Source organism: Edaphobacter sp. (assembly GCF_035763405.1).
Taxonomy (GTDB): Bacteria; Acidobacteriota; Terriglobia; order Terriglobales; family Acidobacteriaceae; genus Edaphobacter.
Window position 1 is genome coordinate 13,144 of record NZ_DASUBE010000053.1, and the last position, 17,021, is coordinate 30,164.

At 60.5% G+C, this 17,021-nt stretch carries 8 protein-coding genes; 6 read left to right on the plus strand and 2 right to left on the minus strand.

Features of this window, described 5'->3' with window-relative positions; genetic code table 11:
• Positions 1–164 precede the first annotated feature (164 nt).
• Together VFU66_RS05270 and VFU66_RS05275 are read left to right on the plus strand one after the other, a co-directional pair.
• Positions 165–3,359, plus strand: a complete 3,195-nt coding sequence (locus VFU66_RS05270; protein ID WP_326445192.1) for an NHL repeat-containing protein — start codon at positions 165–167, stop codon at positions 3,357–3,359.
• Positions 3,360–3,386: 27 nt separating this feature from the next.
• Positions 3,387–4,277, plus strand: a complete 891-nt coding sequence (locus tag VFU66_RS05275; RefSeq protein ID WP_326445193.1) for an SMP-30/gluconolactonase/LRE family protein — start codon at positions 3,387–3,389, stop codon at positions 4,275–4,277.
• Here the strand turns inward: VFU66_RS05275 and VFU66_RS05280 are convergent.
• Both VFU66_RS05280 and uxuA read right to left on the minus strand, forming a co-directional pair.
• Positions 4,272–5,024: an SDR family NAD(P)-dependent oxidoreductase gene (locus tag VFU66_RS05280; RefSeq protein WP_326445194.1), complete on the minus strand. Its 753-nt coding sequence runs from the start codon at positions 5,022–5,024 to the stop codon at positions 4,272–4,274. The two genes, VFU66_RS05275 and VFU66_RS05280, sit on opposite strands and share 6 nt — an antisense overlap.
• Complete coding sequence (gene uxuA, locus VFU66_RS05285) at positions 5,009–6,232, minus strand: mannonate dehydratase (protein ID WP_326445195.1); 1,224 nt, start codon at positions 6,230–6,232, stop codon at positions 5,009–5,011. The genes VFU66_RS05280 and uxuA overlap by 16 nt, the downstream gene beginning before the upstream one ends.
• Positions 6,233–6,515: 283 nt before the next feature.
• Here uxuA and VFU66_RS05290 point away from each other — a divergent pair, with 283 nt between their 5' ends.
• The 4 genes from VFU66_RS05290 (at position 6,516) to VFU66_RS05305 (ending at position 16,584) form a co-directional block, all read left to right on the plus strand.
• A complete protein-coding gene (locus tag VFU66_RS05290; protein WP_326445196.1) occupies positions 6,516–7,682 on the plus strand; it encodes a substrate-binding domain-containing protein in 1,167 nt (388 codons plus the stop codon).
• Positions 7,683–8,003: 321 nt separating this feature from the next.
• Positions 8,004–11,894, plus strand: coding sequence for an outer membrane beta-barrel protein (locus VFU66_RS05295; protein ID WP_326445197.1), 3,891 nt, complete (start codon positions 8,004–8,006; stop codon positions 11,892–11,894).
• Between the two features lie 101 nt (positions 11,895–11,995).
• Positions 11,996–14,266, plus strand: coding sequence for a GH92 family glycosyl hydrolase (locus VFU66_RS05300; protein ID WP_326445198.1), 2,271 nt, complete (start codon positions 11,996–11,998; stop codon positions 14,264–14,266).
• A complete protein-coding gene (locus tag VFU66_RS05305) occupies positions 14,263–16,584 on the plus strand; it encodes a glycoside hydrolase family 2 TIM barrel-domain containing protein (protein ID WP_326445199.1) in 2,322 nt (773 codons plus the stop codon). The genes VFU66_RS05300 and VFU66_RS05305 overlap by 4 nt, the downstream gene beginning before the upstream one ends.
• Positions 16,585–17,021 lie beyond the last annotated feature (437 nt).

Genomic DNA, 17,021 nt, shown 5'->3' on the forward strand with positions numbered 1-17,021 from the left:
CTTCGGCAATCCCTACAGCTCGAATCGTGAAACGAAACTGCATATAGGTAGGGAGTGTCGCGATCCTCTCTCTATCCTTATTAGGATGACTGTGGCTGACGGGCAGCGCTCTGTAGAGCGTTACCCTCGCCGAGGAAATTCCTTGGAGATGTATGCGGCGAACCATGGCAACCCTTGCAGTCATTGGTGTTTTGTCTTTTCCGCCTGCTCTCCGGGCTCGCAAGATTGACTCGCCACCATCTTCCCCTGCCAGGGACATCTCGATTCCGTATGAAGCAACGCGAGACGGTCTGCTTACGCTGGTGATTGAAGATCAGCATGGAAACCGAATCAAGAATCTGGTTGCTGATTATCCCGTCCGCCGGGGGCACAACACCATCGCCTGGGATGGAACTTCTCTCGACGGCGTCGCCGTTCCTGGTCGCTATCATGTTCGCGGTCTGTTCCATCAGCGCATCGTCCCGCGCTTGCAGTACTCCATCTACTCCCCGGGTACGCCTCCATGGCCAACCGCCGACGGTACGGGCGCATGGCTCGCCGATCATACTCCGCCAGCTTCTGTGCTGTTCTTACCTGAAGGCAGCCCCTGGCCCACGCACTCGACCGCGCCGCAGATTTTGCTTGGGGCTCAGGCCGCCGAGGCCGGTCATGCTTTGATGTGGACGGATCTAAACGGCCGCAAACTCGATGGGATTAAGATTCGCGGCTGGAACGGCGGTATTGCGCTTGCGCGTGACATTGGTTATCACCGCAACCCTGACCATATCGCCTATACCGTCTACGTCGTCAATCCGAGCCGCGACTTCGGCAAGACCGATCCCGGAGCGCTCCAGGTCTTCGCGATCACGAAGACCGGTCTCACACCGATAGCGAAAATTGTCAGCGGCATTCAGACTCACGATGCTTTCCGTGAGCTGGTCGGCCTTGCCGCCTCCAACGGCCTACTTCTGCTTTCGAGTCCTGCGGGCGGCGAAATCGTCGCTTTTGATGTTCGCAACGGCGCACAGGCGCCCTTCGCAAAAATCAAGCTCTCTCGTGTCGGCGCGCTCGCCTTCGAGCCAGATGGTCATCTGTTGGTCGCAACCGGAGGCGCCATCAGACGTTTCACTGTCGTCAATGACTGGCACACACTCTCGCTTGCCGATCCGAACGTTGTCGTTCCTGCTTCGGCGCTTGAGTCTCCTAAGCAGATCATCGAATCCGCCGGCGAGATCTATGTCACCGACTGGGGCTCCAACCATCAGGTCAAGGTCTTTTCAGCGACTACCGGTAAGAGGTTACGCGTTATCGGGCGTCCGGGTGGCCCGCAGATAGGAGCATACGATGAGCAGCGCATGGCTCATCCGCTCGGCATGACCATCGACTCGAAGGGTGTTCTATGGGTTGCAGAAGAGGATTATCTTCCCAAGCGCATCAGTCGCTGGGACGCCAGAACCGGGCGCTTCCTCAACGCATGGTATGGTCCCACGCAGTACGGAGGTGGAGGTTTCGCCGACCCGCACGATCTCTATCGCGCGTATTATCCCTCGATTGGGAACCCCGGCAGCATGGGGTTGCTCGAGTTCCGCGTCGATCCGGCGACCGGCAATTCGCGCCTCACTGCTGTACGCTATCGCTTCCCCGATCCGCTCAACGACCTCATCAGTTACGGCGGTTATTCGCCTAAGCCCATCTTCTTTCCGAACGACATGATTCCCGTTGGCTCGCACGGCGGTATCACGCCCGCACAAACCTTCTATCGCAACGGCCATCAGTATTTCACTGATTCCTCCAACACCTATTGGTATAACCAGACTACCGTCACAACGCTCTGGATCCTCGAAGATGGCGTCTGCCGCCCCATCGCCAGTGCGGGCTGGGTCGGCGCTAAGGGAAGTGCACATCATTGGGTTGCGCTTGATCGGCCAGATATCGAGCGACACATCCCTGCCGGCAATCCCGATCAGACATTCTTCATCTGGACCGATCACAATCACGATCATGCGGTGCAACCTGATGAAGTCGAGTTCATTCGCCCTGCCGTGCCGGGTTCCGCAGGTGTTGTCTTTCAGCCCGACCTCTCCGTTATAAGCGGCGGACCATATCATCTGCCGACGGCCTCGGTTGATGACGCAGGCGTTCCCTCCTACGACCTGACAAAACTCACCCTTGTTTCGCATACACCTGGTGCAGGCGATGTCGCGCTCAGCCCTGACGGATGGTTTCTCGCAGGCATGAGTGGATACAAGGATGGTCATTTGCGTTGGACAATGTCCACGCACCCCTCTTCCGTTCCGCCTGCCGGCCCGGGCGACATTCAGGATCCGAAGCGCATGCTCGGCTATCCTGTGCGCCCGGCGCACGGAGAGGCGGGTTATCTTGTTGCTCGCTACTCCTACATGGGCGAGATCTATGTCTACACCGTTGACGGTCTGCTGGTCACTACGCTCGGCGGCGACACGCGCCTCTCGCCCTTTTGGCCTTATCCAAAACAAACGCTTGGCATGGAGATTACCAACCTCAGCTTTGAGGCCGAGCAGTTCTGGCCCTTCATGTTTGGCGAAGACGACGGCAACGTCTACCTCTCCGTGGGCAAGTGGCACAGCTCCATCGTGCGGCTGGATGGTCTCGACTCCATCAAGCGTGTCGATCTAGGCAGCATCATCGTCAGCCGCTCGCAGCTCGCGCAGGCCGCGCCGCTTCGCGCCCAATCGCTCTCGATTGAAAAACGAAAGGCCGAGGTCGAGGTCCATCATTTCACTGCAATCCCGAAGGCCGCCTCTGAAGGCTGGCCAGAAAATGACTGGGCCGCGATCGACAAGGGCTCCTCCTTCCAGCTCGCCACCGACGGCAAAAATCTTATCGTCGCCTATCGCACCAGCCATCCCGGCCTGCTGCGCAACTCCGCGGCCGAGTTTCCCTTCGCGTTCACGCAGGGTGGCGGCCTTGACCTAATGCTGCGCTCTACCGGCCCAGGCGACAACAGCCACGCCACCATCGGCGACCAGCGCCTCTTCGTCACGCGCCGCAACGGCAGGCTACTCGCCGTGCTCTATCACCAGAAGGCCGCCAGGCCAGGCAACCGCGTCACCTTCTCCTCTCCCGTCGGCGAGGTCGTCTTTGACGATGTCCAGGACGTCAGCGATCGCGTCGCGCTCTCAGCCGACGGAAACTTCTACCAGTTGACCGTCCCGTTGTCCCTGCTCGGCCTCGATCCATCGCCCGGCAGAGAATACCGCGGCGATGTCGGCCTTGTGCTCAGCGATGGCACGCGCGCGCAGGCCCGTGTTTATTGGCATAATAAGGCTGATGTCATGACCGCCGACGTCCCCAGCGAAGCCAATCTCGACCCTGCTCAGTGGGGTTTGTTCCGCTTCTAAGCGTCTCATTCGTCATGGAAGCGTCTGATGCCTCACCCCCACATTCGCCGCCTCGCTGCAACGCAGGACATCTGCGGTGAAGGCTGCGTCTGGCACCCGCAGCAGAACGCCGTGTTCTGGACCGATATCAACCGCGGCCTGCTTCATTGCTGCTCGCTCGCAAGCGGCAGCATCGAGACCTGGGCCTTTGACCAGCCTGTTACCGCCGTTGCGCTCACCACGGACCAAAATCTGCTCGCGCTTATCCTTGGCGGTCGCATCGTCCTCTGGGACTCTCGCACCCACCAGGAGACTGACGTCCTCTTCCGCCTGCCCGGCTGGCCTGCCCTCCGATGCAACGATGCTCGCGTCGACCCCGCGGGCGTCCTATGGTTCGGCACCATGCAGAACAATGTGCGGCCCGACGGCTCTACCGCGCAGGTCACAGCGTGGCAGGGCGCGCTCTACTCGCTCGCTCCCGGCGGTGAAGCAAAGCAATGGCAAAGCGGCTTCGGCATCGTCAACACGCTTGCCTGGTCGTCCACCGGCGAAACCATGTACTTTGGCGATACACTCGCAAACTGCCTCTATCGTGGCAGCTTCGATCCCGTCCGCAGCCGTATCGCGAACCGCGAGGTCTTCTTCGCTGGCTTCCCGCGCGGACTTCCCGACGGTTCCACGATCGATTCCGAGGGACATCTCTGGAACTGCCGTTTCGGTGGTTCATGCATCGCCCGCATTGCGCCAGATGGCTCCATCGCCGCCATCATCGATACGCCTGTGCGCAATCCCACCACCTGCGCCTTCGCCACGGGCGAGGCCTCGACGTTTCTCTTCACCTCAGCCGCCGACAGCGCGCAGCCTAACGGGCTCGATGGCTCTCTCTTCTCTCTCGAAACCAACGTACGCGGCATGCCCAGCACGCCGCTTCGGCTATAGTCGCACCGCAAGCTGCGCCAGCAGCCCACCATCGGCACGATATGAAGCCCCAGTAATGAACGAGGCCTTGTCGCTCAGCAGAAACGCAATCAGGTTTGCGATCTCGTCCGCATGCCCCACGCGCCCCAGAGGATGACTCTCACCCCACTGCTGTAGAGTCTGCTCCAACCCGTCCGCTCCTCCGAATCGTCTCGCCGACGAGCGCACCATCGGCGTATCGACCGTTCCCGGTAGCACCGCATTCACGCGGATATTGTCCTTTGCGTGATCCACCGCCATCGCACGCGTCAACGCTTCCAGGGTCCCCTTGCTCGCCGCATACGCTGCCACGCTCTCCTGGCAGGCCAGCGCCTGCACCGACGACACCAACACAATCGCGCCACCCTTGGGCATTCGCGGAATTGCCGCCCGGCAAGCCAGAAACGCCCCGCGCGCATTGATCGACTGCACCAGGTCGTACTCCTCCACCGACGTGTCCACCACGGACCCATAGCGCTGAATGCCCGTGCTGTAGACTAGCCAGTCCAGCGGATCCCGCTCTGTCGCATAACGCACCGCTGCGCACACTTGCTCCGCCTTGCACACATCGCAGTCGATGTACCGTGCCGCATCATTGCACTCTGAGGACCTGTGCACATCCGCGATCGTTACCTTCGCGCCATGCTCCATCATCGTCTGGGCGGCTGCCCATCCAATACCAGAAGCTCCACCGAAGATCAGCGCATTCTTGTTTAAGGGATCCTGCATTCCCGCTCAACTTTCGTCATCCATCGTTCCGCCATAGTAAAGGCCCCGCGCAGCTCCGCCAGGCCACGTAAACGCCCTACCGCTGGATACCCCGGAGCGGATCCGCGCTCGCGGTCGTTCAAAAGTTCCTGCCCATGATCCGCACGAAACGGTAGGCTGCGCTCGTCACCGTTCAGTTCGCGCCGGTGCTTCTCTCGCATGATCTCGACCGCGATGCCGATCAGATCTGCGTCGCCCTCCAGGTGCGCGGCCTCGAAGAACGATTCCATGCTTGCAACTAACCCCGGTTCCCGTTCCGTCGAGCGCAGGTGCAGAAAGCCGATTCGCGGTGCAAACTCCGCAACCATCGCGCGTAAATCGTTGTCTGCGCGAACCCCGAGTGCTCCCGTGCAGAAGGTCAGTGAATTCGCATTGCCGTCATGCCGCGCCAGAATCCATCGCAGATCTTCCGCCGTGCTCGCAATCCTCGGCAGTCCCAGCAGTGGACGCGGCGGGTCATCCGGATGAATGCATAGCCTTACGCCGCACTCCTCCGCCACCGGGACGATGTGCTCAAGAAACTCCGCCAGGGTCCCACGCAGATCCTGGAGCGAGATACCCTCATAGCCACACAGCATCTCCGCCGTCTCATGCAACGTCAGTCGATGGTGCCCTCCCGGCAGTCCGGCAAGAATCGTCTCGCGCAGCGTTTCCGCCTCGGCAGGCGAGAGTTGCTCGAGATATGCATGGGCGGCGACAACTGCTTCTTCGCCCCACTCCTCCTCCGCGCCCTTGCGCTTCAGCATGTATAGATCGAACGCCGCGAATGCCGTCGCATCGAAGCGCGTTGTAAAGCCGCCCTTTGGCGCAGGCTCATGCAGATGCGTTCTCATCCAACTGAACAGGGGCATCCAGTTGTACGCCACCGTCCGTATACCGCACTCCGCAAGATTGCGAACTGACTGCGCGAAGCTCTCCACATCCCGCTGCCATCCTGGGGCGCGCATTTTGATGCGCTCGGTTACATCGAGACTCTCGACGACCGTCCACTCCAGCTTCGCCGCGCGAACCACATCCTGACGCTCTCGAATCGCCCTAACCGGCCATACCTCGCCTGGCGGCATCTCGTGCAGCGCGGTGACGATACCGGTTGCCCCGGCTTCGCGTGCGTCTCGCAATGTGATACGGTCATTGGCACCGAACCAACGCCAGGTCTGCTCCAGTAACATCCTCGCCCTTTCCAAAACTCTCCCATCGTCCTGCATAGCGATGGAGCCATTTGCTTGCGTATGCCGCACACTATGCGATAACGTTGCCGTGCGGGCTTCGAGGTTACGAAGAAGGTGATTCTGTAAGCTTCACGATCCTAAGGCGCCAAAAGCCTCACAGGAAAGAGCAATTTCCCGCAGAGGTCTGCTGTCTTGCAGAGTGAAACTTATCAAGCTCCGTTTTCGCCCAACGTCAGAAGTCTGGTAGTTGCGTGTGCAGAGAGAGCCGCATAGGGAGAGCCGCATGAAGTCACCCTCGAAGACCGCCAGCAACAATACTGTAGCGAAGCGCGGATACATGGTTCAGTCTGTCGTTCGCGCAGCCGCGATCCTTAACGCATTCCAGTCCACTTCCGAGGTCTTAGGCCTCCGCGTCGTCGCCTCCCGTGTCGGACTTCACAAAGCAACGACCTTCCGGCTGCTTGAAACCCTGGTAGAGACGCACCTGCTTGAGAGGGCAGGGAAGCAGGGCTATCGCTGTTGTGTCCAGCCTGCCCGCACCAAGCGATACCGCATCGGCTACGGCTCGCAGACCAGCCTGCTGCCCTTCACAGCGACCGTTAGTGATGGTCTCGTCATCGCGGCGAACGCTGCCAACGTCGACCTGCTGGTGCTCAATAACGGTCTCAGCCCGCGAATTGCGCTTCAAAACGCCGACACCTTCGTCTCGGAAAGAGTTGATCTTGTCATCGACTCGCAAATCAACATCGGTGTTGCAGCACAGATCGCTGGAAAATTTTCCGAGGCGCGCATCCCTTTCATCGCGCTCGATATTCCCCATCCTGGCGCCATCTACTTCGGGGCCGACAATTACAAGGCGGGCCGCATGGCAGGCCGTCACCTCGCGCGATGGGCGGCAAAGAACTGGAAGAGCGGGCCCGAGCAGATTATCCTCCTCGGCGTCGACGCTGCTGGCCCTCTGCTCAATGCCCGTCTTACCGGAGTCCTCGACGGCATCAATGAGGTCGGCGCCTACAGCCATCGCATTCCCACGCATCACTACGACACCAAGGGCGGCCAGTTCGAAGCAACGCTCGACATCGTCCGCCGCCATATCCGCCGCAGAAAGCCCGAGCGCGCTCTTATTGGTGCGGTCAACGACTCCACTGCGCTCGCCGCCCTGCAGGCCTTTCGTGAGGTCGGACTGGAGCGATCCTGCGCCATCGCCGGACAGGACGGAAGTTTCGCAGCACGCGAAGAGATGCGAAGGCCGTCCAGTCGTCTCATTTGCTCCGCTGCATACTTCCCCGAGACCTACGGCGAACGAATCATCCGTCTGGCCCTCGACATCCTCAAGCACAAGCCTGTAGCGCCCGCGGTTTTCGTGCAGCACGAACTGCTCACGGCGCAGAACGTCGACAAGGTCTACCCCAACGATGCATGGATGAAATCTGCGCCCGAGCCGATTTGAGAGAAGTGCAGCAAAAGGTTCGTTGACGACTGAATATCGTCTCATATTGTGAGACGTTGCATGCAAATCCACCTCGACCTTTCACAAGAGTTAAATTTACCTTCGAAACGGGAGATATCTGCACCATTGTCTTGAATTCCCATGCTGTTCTTGTAACAGCTTATCTCGCAAGTTTGTATCGTATCGTGATACGGACCTCGGCCTTGCATTGGCTTTGTTGAGATCGTTGACACGCGCTTCTGTCAGCGGATAAAAACTGCTAATTCAGTTAGCCAGTGCCACTCATGGCGCAGTTGTCTGTGAGTTTTCCCAGGAGGTTTCATGCAAGTCCGTCAACAAAACAAGAGCGCAGAGAGAGGTCTCCTGCGAAGCTTCCGTCTCCACTCCGCCGCACGCCTAGCGTTCTCCATTCCCTGGGCCCTCCGCGGCGCCGCCGTAGCTGTCCTTATTTCCGCCATCAGCGTCTCCGCGCAGACTGGGCAAGGAGCCATTGCCGGCTCGGTGCGCGACGACTCTGGAGCCTTCATCGCTGGTGCCGAAGTTGATATTGTCAGCATGGCCACCGGCGTCCGCCAGACCACGGTCACCAACCAGAGCGGCCTCTTCCATATGCAGTCCCTCAATCCCGGGGTCTACACGGTTGTCGTGCAGAAAAGCGGCTTCCAGCGCACGAAAACGCAATCGGTAAGCGTCTCCGGCGTAGGCTCCACCCCGCTCGACATCGTGCTGTCCGTCGGTACCGTCACCCAGAGCGTCACCGTCAACGCTGACGCCGACCTGCTCACGAAGACCGAATCCAATGTCGTCACCACGGTCGATCATGCCATCGTCCAGAACCTCCCCTATCCTGAGCGAAGCTCACTTGAGGCCTCACTGCTCGTGCCCGGCGTCGTCGGCGACCCGCTACAGCCCGGTGGCATCTCAACCGAAAATCCCGGTGCCTATACCAGCTATGTGACCCCCGGAGCAGGTATCGTGATTGGCGGCGCACCTCCGGGAACAAGCTCCATCGTCGTCGATGGCTCCGACGTCACCCAGCCCAGCCTCGCGCGCACCGGAGTCAACCTCTCCGGTCGCCTGGTGCAGGAGGCTACGGTCATCACCACCGGACTCTCGGCCAAATACGGCCGCACCGGCGGCGGTGTCATCGTTCAAAGCAGCTCGGCAGGAACCAGCCAGTATCACGGCGCGATCACATACAGTCACACTGACCCCTACTTCAACGCCTTTCCCGACGGCGGCACAATCCCCAGTGCGCTGCACGAAAACTATTATGGCTTCTATGTCGGAGGCCCGATCTGGATTCCCAAGATTTACCCCCACAAAGACAAAACGTTCTTCTATGTCGGCGTAGAGCCGGCCCGCATGCAGAATACCTTCGGCTTCCGCGGTAAATTCCAAACGCCTGATGAGCTTGCCGGCCATCTACACGATTCGCTCACACTGCTCAATCAGAGCATCCTCAAGAGCTCCGGCTATGCTGCGGCTCTCGCTGCTCCGCGCATCGGCTCTATCAACTATCAGTCCACCGTCGACGCCAATGGTTTTCCCAACGGCCCTTACGCCTCGTCGCAGATCCGCCCTATCGCCAACGACGACGTCTCCGCGCAACTTGCTCAGAATAAATTCGCGCAGTTTGTGCTATCGCAATTTCCGACGCCATCGAACCCCGGCCCGTATATCAAGTTCGATAATGCCCAGGCCACGCCCCAGAACGACGGCACCAACGCAACCTACAAGCGTGGCGTTCTCAACACCGACAATCGCTACTCCATCCGCATTGATCAGCAGTTCAACAATAACAATCAGTTCTTCGTTCGCTACACCGTCGTCCCGGTCAATGCAGCGCGTTTCTTCGCCGTTGCCGCCTCCAATCCGCTGACCATCGTACCCACCGACTCGGCTGCCACACACGACATTGCGCTCGGCTACACGCACGTCTTCTCTAGCAACATCGTCAACAGCTTCCACTACTCTTTCATGCGCGTCAACCAGCAGCGCCTCGCGCCACCCAGCACGCGCTCCAAAGATTACGCCGCGGCCTACGGTCTCGCGCGAGCCTCCTTTGGCTACGGCTTCCCCAGCCTCGGCAACCTGAACGCCAATGGTGTCGGCTACACCATGCAGATGGGCCTCTCCAACGCGGCCATTCAGGTCGACCAGAACTTCATCGCTGGCGACGACATCACCTGGACCCACGGCCATCATCTCTTCCAGTTCGGCGGTGAGACCCGCTGGCTCCAGTCCAACCAATACGATCTCGGCGGAGCCACCGGCGGCCGCTACAGCTTCTCTGCCGCGCAGACCAACAACGGCTCCGCCGGCGGAGCACCACTCGCCACCTTCATCCTCGGCACCATCTCCGCCTTTACGAACACTCCTGTCGAAGTGCCAGGCTACTATCGCTGGCGTTATTATGCCGGCTACTTTCAGGACGACTGGAGGATCCTGCCCAACCTCACCATCAATGCCGGTATGCGCTATGAGCTTGAGACCCCGCGTATGGAGAAGTTCAACAATCAGGCATACGTCGGCCAGGGCATCCCCGGCAACCTCAATGGCCTCGTCACTTCCACCGCCTTCTGTTTCTCCGGAGCCTGCGGCAATCCCAGGACCCTGTGGCCTATCAACTACAAGGGCTTTGAGCCTCGCATTGGCTTCTCCTACGCTCCCACGACGAAGACTACCGTGCGTGCGGCCTACACGCTTCAGCGTCTTCCGCTCACCGGTTACGAGAATATCCCCGATCCCGACTTCAATGTTGCTTCGCAGGCAGTTGGCAACCAGAACGGCGGCGTCACCCCCAACTCCACGGTCAACTACATCACGAATCCCATCGGCCCGCTCACCTCGGCCTATACTGCGCTCAATGGAAACCGCGGACCCATCCTCTACTCCACCGGCCTCGCTCTGGTCTATGTGAACCAGAGCAACAAGGTCCCTTACACGCAGTCCTGGAACCTCACACTCCAATATCAGCCCGCGGCCCGCACCGTCCTACAGGCCACGTATAACGGCGCGAAGGGGACCCACCTGATCGGAGCGTTCGGCGGTGGAGGCTTTGCCAGCGCGCTCAACGTACCCTCGCTCAGCACCATCACCAATGCCATCCAGACGCACCAGAACCTCGGCGCGTCCAGTCCCAATCCCTGGGGCATCACGCAGAATGGCGCTCTGCTCTCGGAGACCAACCTACAGTTGCTCAATCCATATCAGAATTTCTTCAACCAATCGCTCTATGAAATGTATCCGCGCGGTGGAAGCATGGAGTACAACGGGATGTACCTGAGCATCAATCAGCGCTTTGGTCGCGGACTTTCGGTGCTCGCCAACTACACCTGGTCGAAGACGCTCGACAACGGTCCTGACACGAACACCGGCGCGAACGGCGGCGGCTTCGGTTATGTTCTGCCGCAGAATCCGACCAACCCCAACGGCGAATGGGCCGTGGCCAGCTTTGATCAGGCCAGCCGTCTCAAGATCGGCTACACCTACAATCTCCCCATCGGTTCGCAGGACGGTCTCAACTTTCACAGCCACCTTCTCAACAACCTTCTGGGAAATATCTCTACCGCAGGCATCGCCACTTATGCCGACGGTCTGCCCAACACCGTCATTCTCGGCACCGTGGGCAATTTCATTTCTGTCACTCCTGTGGGGACGAATGGATGCACATCTTCCGGCACGGGAGCCAACAAGACCAACTTCTGCACCGCCAATGCCTTGCCTGTCGGCTACACGCTGCGGCCCAACATCGTCCCCGGCGTCCCTCTGCTCAACAAGAACTGGAAGAAGAACGCGCTGCACTCTGGGTTTACCCCCTACCTCAATCCCGCCGCCTTTGGCTGCATGGTCAGCTCCACTGGTACAACCTGCCAGGCGCCTGGTGCTCCGGGAGCACCTGCACTTGGCAACGCTCCTCGCACCCTTTCCGGAGCACGTTCGCCGCGCGAAGCGCTGTTCGACATGCGCTTCACCAAGGGCTTTAAGATAGGTGAACGTTATAACCTAAACATCAACAGCACCTTCATGAACATCTTCAATCACCCCGTCTACTATGGTGTGAACCACAATCTGTTGAGCTCGACCACGGCATCGAGAATGAATGGCTCTGTGTCAAACGTTGCCTCGGGAAGCTTCGGCCAGTTCAACCAGGGACAGACCGCCGGTATGTCTCGCGTCATTCTTGTCGGCGGAGAGTTCACCTTCTAAGCTGTTGTCGAGACTTGAACCATCATCGCCCTTGCTCTGACCCCGCGCTCTATCGAAAGAAGAGACGGGGTCAGAGCGCACTGTTGAGGAAACGCTACGGAATGAACCGACAGGTCATGCAAGAGAGGAATCGCGCGACGGAACGATTCCCTTGGAGACTCGCAACCATCGTCGCTGTATGTCTTATCGCCGCCCCATGCATCGCACAGCTGCACTCCTTCGACCCGTTTCGCCTGGTTGATTCCCGCATCGGCACATCGCACGACGGTCAGACCTACCCCGTCGTTGGCGTCCCTTTCGGCATGACCGGCTGGACTCCCGAGACGCGCAGCACCGAGGCCAAGTGCGTCGCCCCCTACTACTACAACGACACAAAGATCACCGGCTTCCGCGGCAGCCACTGGCTCAGCGGAAGCTGCACCCAGGACTACGGCAGTGTCACCCTCATGCCAACGACCGGCGAGCTTAAGGTCGCGCCCGACGAGCGCGCCTCCCGCTTCCGACACGCCTCCGAGATCATGTCGCCCGCCTTCTACTCCGTCGATCTCGACGACTACCACCTCAGGGTCGAGCTCACCGGTACCACCCGCGCCGGCATCATGCGCATCACCTTCCCCTCCTCGGGCCCGCGCCATCTCCTCGTCGAGCCCAACGTCCGCCCCAACCAGGGCTTCATCGAAGTGCATCCCGAGACACGCGAGATCGTCGGCTACAACCCCGTCGTTCGCATCTACCAGGGTGCCGGTCAGCCCGCCGGCTTCGACGGCTACTTCGTGATCAAGCTCGATCAGCCCATCGCCGACTTTGGTACCTGGTGCAACACAGCCACGGCAAAGCGCGCGCAGCAGCAAGGCTCCGGATGCAATCGCATCGGTGCCTACATCACGCTCGCGCCCAACGCACCGCAGCGCGTCCTCGTCCGCATCGGCACATCGTTCACCAGCCTCGCTGAAGCTGAGCGCAATCTCTCCACCGAAGAACCTGACTGGAACTTCGATGCCATCCGCGCGCAAACCGAGGCCACCTGGCGTCACTATCTCAGCCGTATCGAGATCGAAGGCGGAACGCCGGCACAGCAGACGATGTTCTATACCGCGCTCTTTCACGCCTCGCTTGCACCCCGCATCGTCAGCGACGCCGAAGGCTCCTACAACGGCTTCGCCAACCAGGGCCGACTCCATCACACCCTCCCAGGCACCGATTACTACGACGACTTCTCGCTCTGGGATACCTTCCGCGCACTCCACCCGCTCCTCACCATCCTTGACCCACAGCGCGACGGACAGATGGTTCAGAGCCTCATCGACAAAGGTCAGCAGGGCGGCTTCCTCCCCATCTTTCCCACCTGGAACAGCTACACCTCCGAGATGATTGGCGATCATGCCGTTGCCGTCATCTACGACGCCTACGCGAAAGGCATCCGCAACTTCAACGTTCCCGAGGCTTACCGCCTCGTCCGCCGGAACGCCTTCATCAGCCCTCCCCTCGCCGAGTACCTCACAGGCAGGGGCCGCCGTGCTCTCGCCTCGTACCTGCGGTACGGCTACATCCCGCTCGAAGACGAAGTCCTCGACGCCTTCCATCAGCGCGAGCAGGTCTCGCGCACCCTCGAGTACGCCTACGACGATTACGTCACCGCGCAGTTCGCCTCCGCGCTCGGGCACAGCGACGACGCCACGCTCCTCTTCCGGCGTTCGCACAATTGGCGCAACGTCTTCGATCCCGAGACCCGCTTCGTTCGCGGCCGCCACGCCGATGGCTCCTGGATCACGCCCTTCGACCCCGCCAAACCCGCTACTTTTGTCACCGAAGCGGATCCATGGCAGTACACCTTCTTCGTTCCTCAGGATATCGACGGCCTCATCGAGGCCGTCGGCGGCCGCGCTGCTTTCATTGCCAAACTCGATGGCCTCTTCAGCAACCATCTCTACGATCAGGGCAACGAGCCTAGCCACGCCATCGCCTACCTTTATAACTTCGCCGACGCTCCCGCGAAGACGCAGCGGCATGTCCGCGAGCTCATGAATACACAGTTTGGTGCAGGCCCGGATGGCCTGCCCGGCAACGACGATGCCGGCCAGATGTCCGCCTGGTACGTCCTCAGCGCGATGGGCTTTTATCCCGTCTGTCCCGGCACGCTCGACTACAGTATTGGCTCGCCTCTCTTCTCGCGCATCGCCATCCACCTCGCAAACGGCAAAACCTTCACTATCGCCGCAAAAGGCAACTCCGCCGACAATATCTACATCCGTTCCGTCCGCCTCGACGGCCACGCGCAACCCAGTTGGAACTTCAGTCACAACGACATCCTTCGCGGCTCCACCCTCACCCTTGACATGGCGGCCAGCCCCGCAACGCAGGAGGAACAATGAATCGCAGAGACTTCCTCAAATCCTCCAGCCTCACCGCCGGAGCCGCGCTCATCGGTCCCACATCCTACGCGCAGCCTCGTGCATCCTCGTCTCTGCCACGACGCATCTTCATCAATCGCAACTGGCTCTTCCATCCCACCACCACACTTGGCGACACCAAACCGGATTTCGATGACCGCGCCTTCACCTCCGTCGTCCTTCCCCACACCAACAAGCTCTTCCCCTGGCACAGCTTCGACGACGCCGAATACGAGTTCGTCTCCACCTACCGCCGCCACTTCCGCCTCCCAGCGTCGGCACGCGGTAAGCGCGTCTTCGTCGACTTCGAAGGCGCCATGACCGCCAGCACCGTCTGGATCAACGGCCACTCGCTCGGCGAATACAAAGGCGGCTACACGCCCTTCTCATTCGAACTCACGCCGCACCTGCGCTGGGACGCGCCAAATGTCCTCGCCGTCCACCTCGACTCCACCGAGCGCAAAGATATTCCTCCCTTCGGCTACGAGATTGACTACATGACCTTCGGCGGCATCTACCGCGAGGTCAGCCTGCGCATCGTTCCTGATCTCTTCCTTGAAAACATCTTCACCCGTGCCATCGATCCGCTCTCCTCTTCACCCTCGCTCGAAGTCGAGTGCTTCTTCGAGCGCCCCGTCACCGACGACAACATCACCGTCGAGGCCGAGCTGTACGACGGCGACAAAATCCTGGCAAAGCAGGCCGCGCCACTCTCCACCCACACCGGCGCATCCGGCACGCCCTCGCAGGTCCTGCGCTTCAACCACCTCACTGGCATCGAGCTGTGGGATCTCCGCACGCCGAAGCTCTACGAGGTCCACGCCCGCCTGCTGCGCAACGGCCATGTCCTCGATCATGACACGCGCCGCATCGGCTTCCGCGAGGCGCGCTTCACACCGCAGGGTTTCTCACTCAACGGAAGCATCGTCAAGCTGCGCGGCCTGGACCGTCACCAGACCTTTCCCTTCGTCGGTCAGGCCATGCCCGCGCGCGTGCAGCGCCGCGATGCCTACATCTTGCGCCGCGAGCTCAAATGCAACATCGTTCGCACCTCGCACTACCCGCAGTCTCGCCACTTCCTCGACGCCTGCGACGAGCTTGGTCTGCTCGTGCTCGAGGAGATCCCTGGCTGGCAGCACATTGGCGACCAGGCATGGCAGGACATCGCCGTCGACAACGTGTCCCGCATGATCCGCCGCGACTGGAACCACCCCTCCATCATTCTCTGGGGCGTGCGCATCAACGAGTCCAAAGATGATCACGACTTCTACACGCGCACCAACGAGACCGCTCACGCCCTCGACAAGACCCGCCAGACCGGGGGCATTCGCTCCAACCTTCACTCCGAGCTTCTCGAAGACGTCTACACGAACAACGACTTCGGTTTCCCGCTGCACGCTCCCGTTGCTCCGCTCTACCTCAACACAGAGTTCGTCGGCCACACCTTCCCCACGCGCTCCACCGACAACTCCGCGCGCCAGCGCGAACACACATTACGCCACGCGCGAATCCACGACCAGATTGCCTCCGACCCGAAGTTCTCCGGAGGCATCGGCTGGTGTGCCTTCGACTACAACACCCACTTCAACTTCGGCAGCGGCGATCGCATCTGCTATCACGGCGTCTCCGACATCTTCCGTCTTCCCAAGCCTGCTGCCGGCTTCTACAAATCGCAGTGTGACCCGGAAGAAGAGATCGTCCTCGAGCCCGCATTCCACTGGGCACGCAACGACGAAGACACCGGCTTCACGGTCGCCCTCATCTGCTCCAATTGCGATCACGTCAAGCTCTTTCTCGATAGCGGCAAAGGATTCCAGCAGGTAGCCGAAGCCGACCCCGATCACGAGCAGTTCCCGCATCTCCGCTATGCTCCCTTCTCCATCGCGCTCGATAAAAAATCCATCCGCGACTGGGGCGATCTCCGCATCGACGGCTTCCTGCAAGGCAGACAAGTCATCTCCAAAACCTTCTCCGGACGCGGCGTCGACCGCCGTTTCGAGCTTCTCACCGACGACCACGAGCTTGTCGCCGATGGCGCGGACACCACCCGCATCGTCCTCCGCGTCACAGACGAGTATGGCCGCATTCGCCCCATCGCCAACGACCCCATCCAGTTCGAGCTCACCGGCCCCGCCCAGCTCATCGGCGACAATCCCTTCTCGCTCGTCGGCGGCACAGGCGCCGTCTGGGTCCGCGCCCAGCAGCGCCCCGGCATCGTCACCCTCACGGCGAAGCACCCACGCCTCGGCTCGCAGCAGATCACACTCAACCTCACCTCCGCCGCACCGGAGCTTGCATAAGGGCAGGGAATCGCACACCCAAAGCAATCGAATGTCATTCACACTCCCTATCCGCGCCGCAGCTCCCTCCAGATCTCTGGGCCGACCTCATCGCCTGGGACTACGAACGCGCCACGCAGCGCCGCCCCTCGCCTAAAACATGCCGCCGAGTTCCCCCTCGCTCTTGCCTGCATCGCCCTCTGCGCATCTCTCGCCGCCGCGCAGCAAAGCTTCCGCCCGCTGTGGCCCGCTCCCGCTCCACTCTCTCATGGCTCCGCTGATCAGCCGTCACTCGACGTCTATCTTCCCGCCTTCAATTCCACCGCCACCGGTATCCTCATCATTCACGGCATCGTCCTCGCGCAAAATCTCTCCGGCCCCTCCGCATGGCCAGCCTTCTCGCCACCTGGCTGACCCGTCACGGCTGGATGCAGCAGCAACCGTGATCGATCTTCACT

Bases quoted from the DNA above. Each gene is read 5' to 3' on its own strand.
- VFU66_RS05270 (WP_326445192.1), top strand. From the start codon at position 165: ATGGCAACCCTTGCAGTCATTGGTGTTTTGTCTTTTCCGCCTGCTCTC.
- VFU66_RS05275 (WP_326445193.1), top strand. From the start codon at position 3,387: ATGCCTCACCCCCACATTCGCCGCCTCGCTGCAACGCAGGACATCTGC.
- VFU66_RS05280 (WP_326445194.1), bottom strand. From the start codon at position 5,024: ATGCAGGATCCCTTAAACAAGAATGCGCTGATCTTCGGTGGAGCTTCT.
- uxuA (WP_326445195.1), bottom strand. From the start codon at position 6,232: ATGTTACTGGAGCAGACCTGGCGTTGGTTCGGTGCCAATGACCGTATC.
- VFU66_RS05290 (WP_326445196.1), top strand. From the start codon at position 6,516: ATGAAGTCACCCTCGAAGACCGCCAGCAACAATACTGTAGCGAAGCGC.
- VFU66_RS05295 (WP_326445197.1), top strand. From the start codon at position 8,004: ATGCAAGTCCGTCAACAAAACAAGAGCGCAGAGAGAGGTCTCCTGCGA.
- VFU66_RS05300 (WP_326445198.1), top strand. From the start codon at position 11,996: ATGAACCGACAGGTCATGCAAGAGAGGAATCGCGCGACGGAACGATTC.
- VFU66_RS05305 (WP_326445199.1), top strand. From the start codon at position 14,263: ATGAATCGCAGAGACTTCCTCAAATCCTCCAGCCTCACCGCCGGAGCC.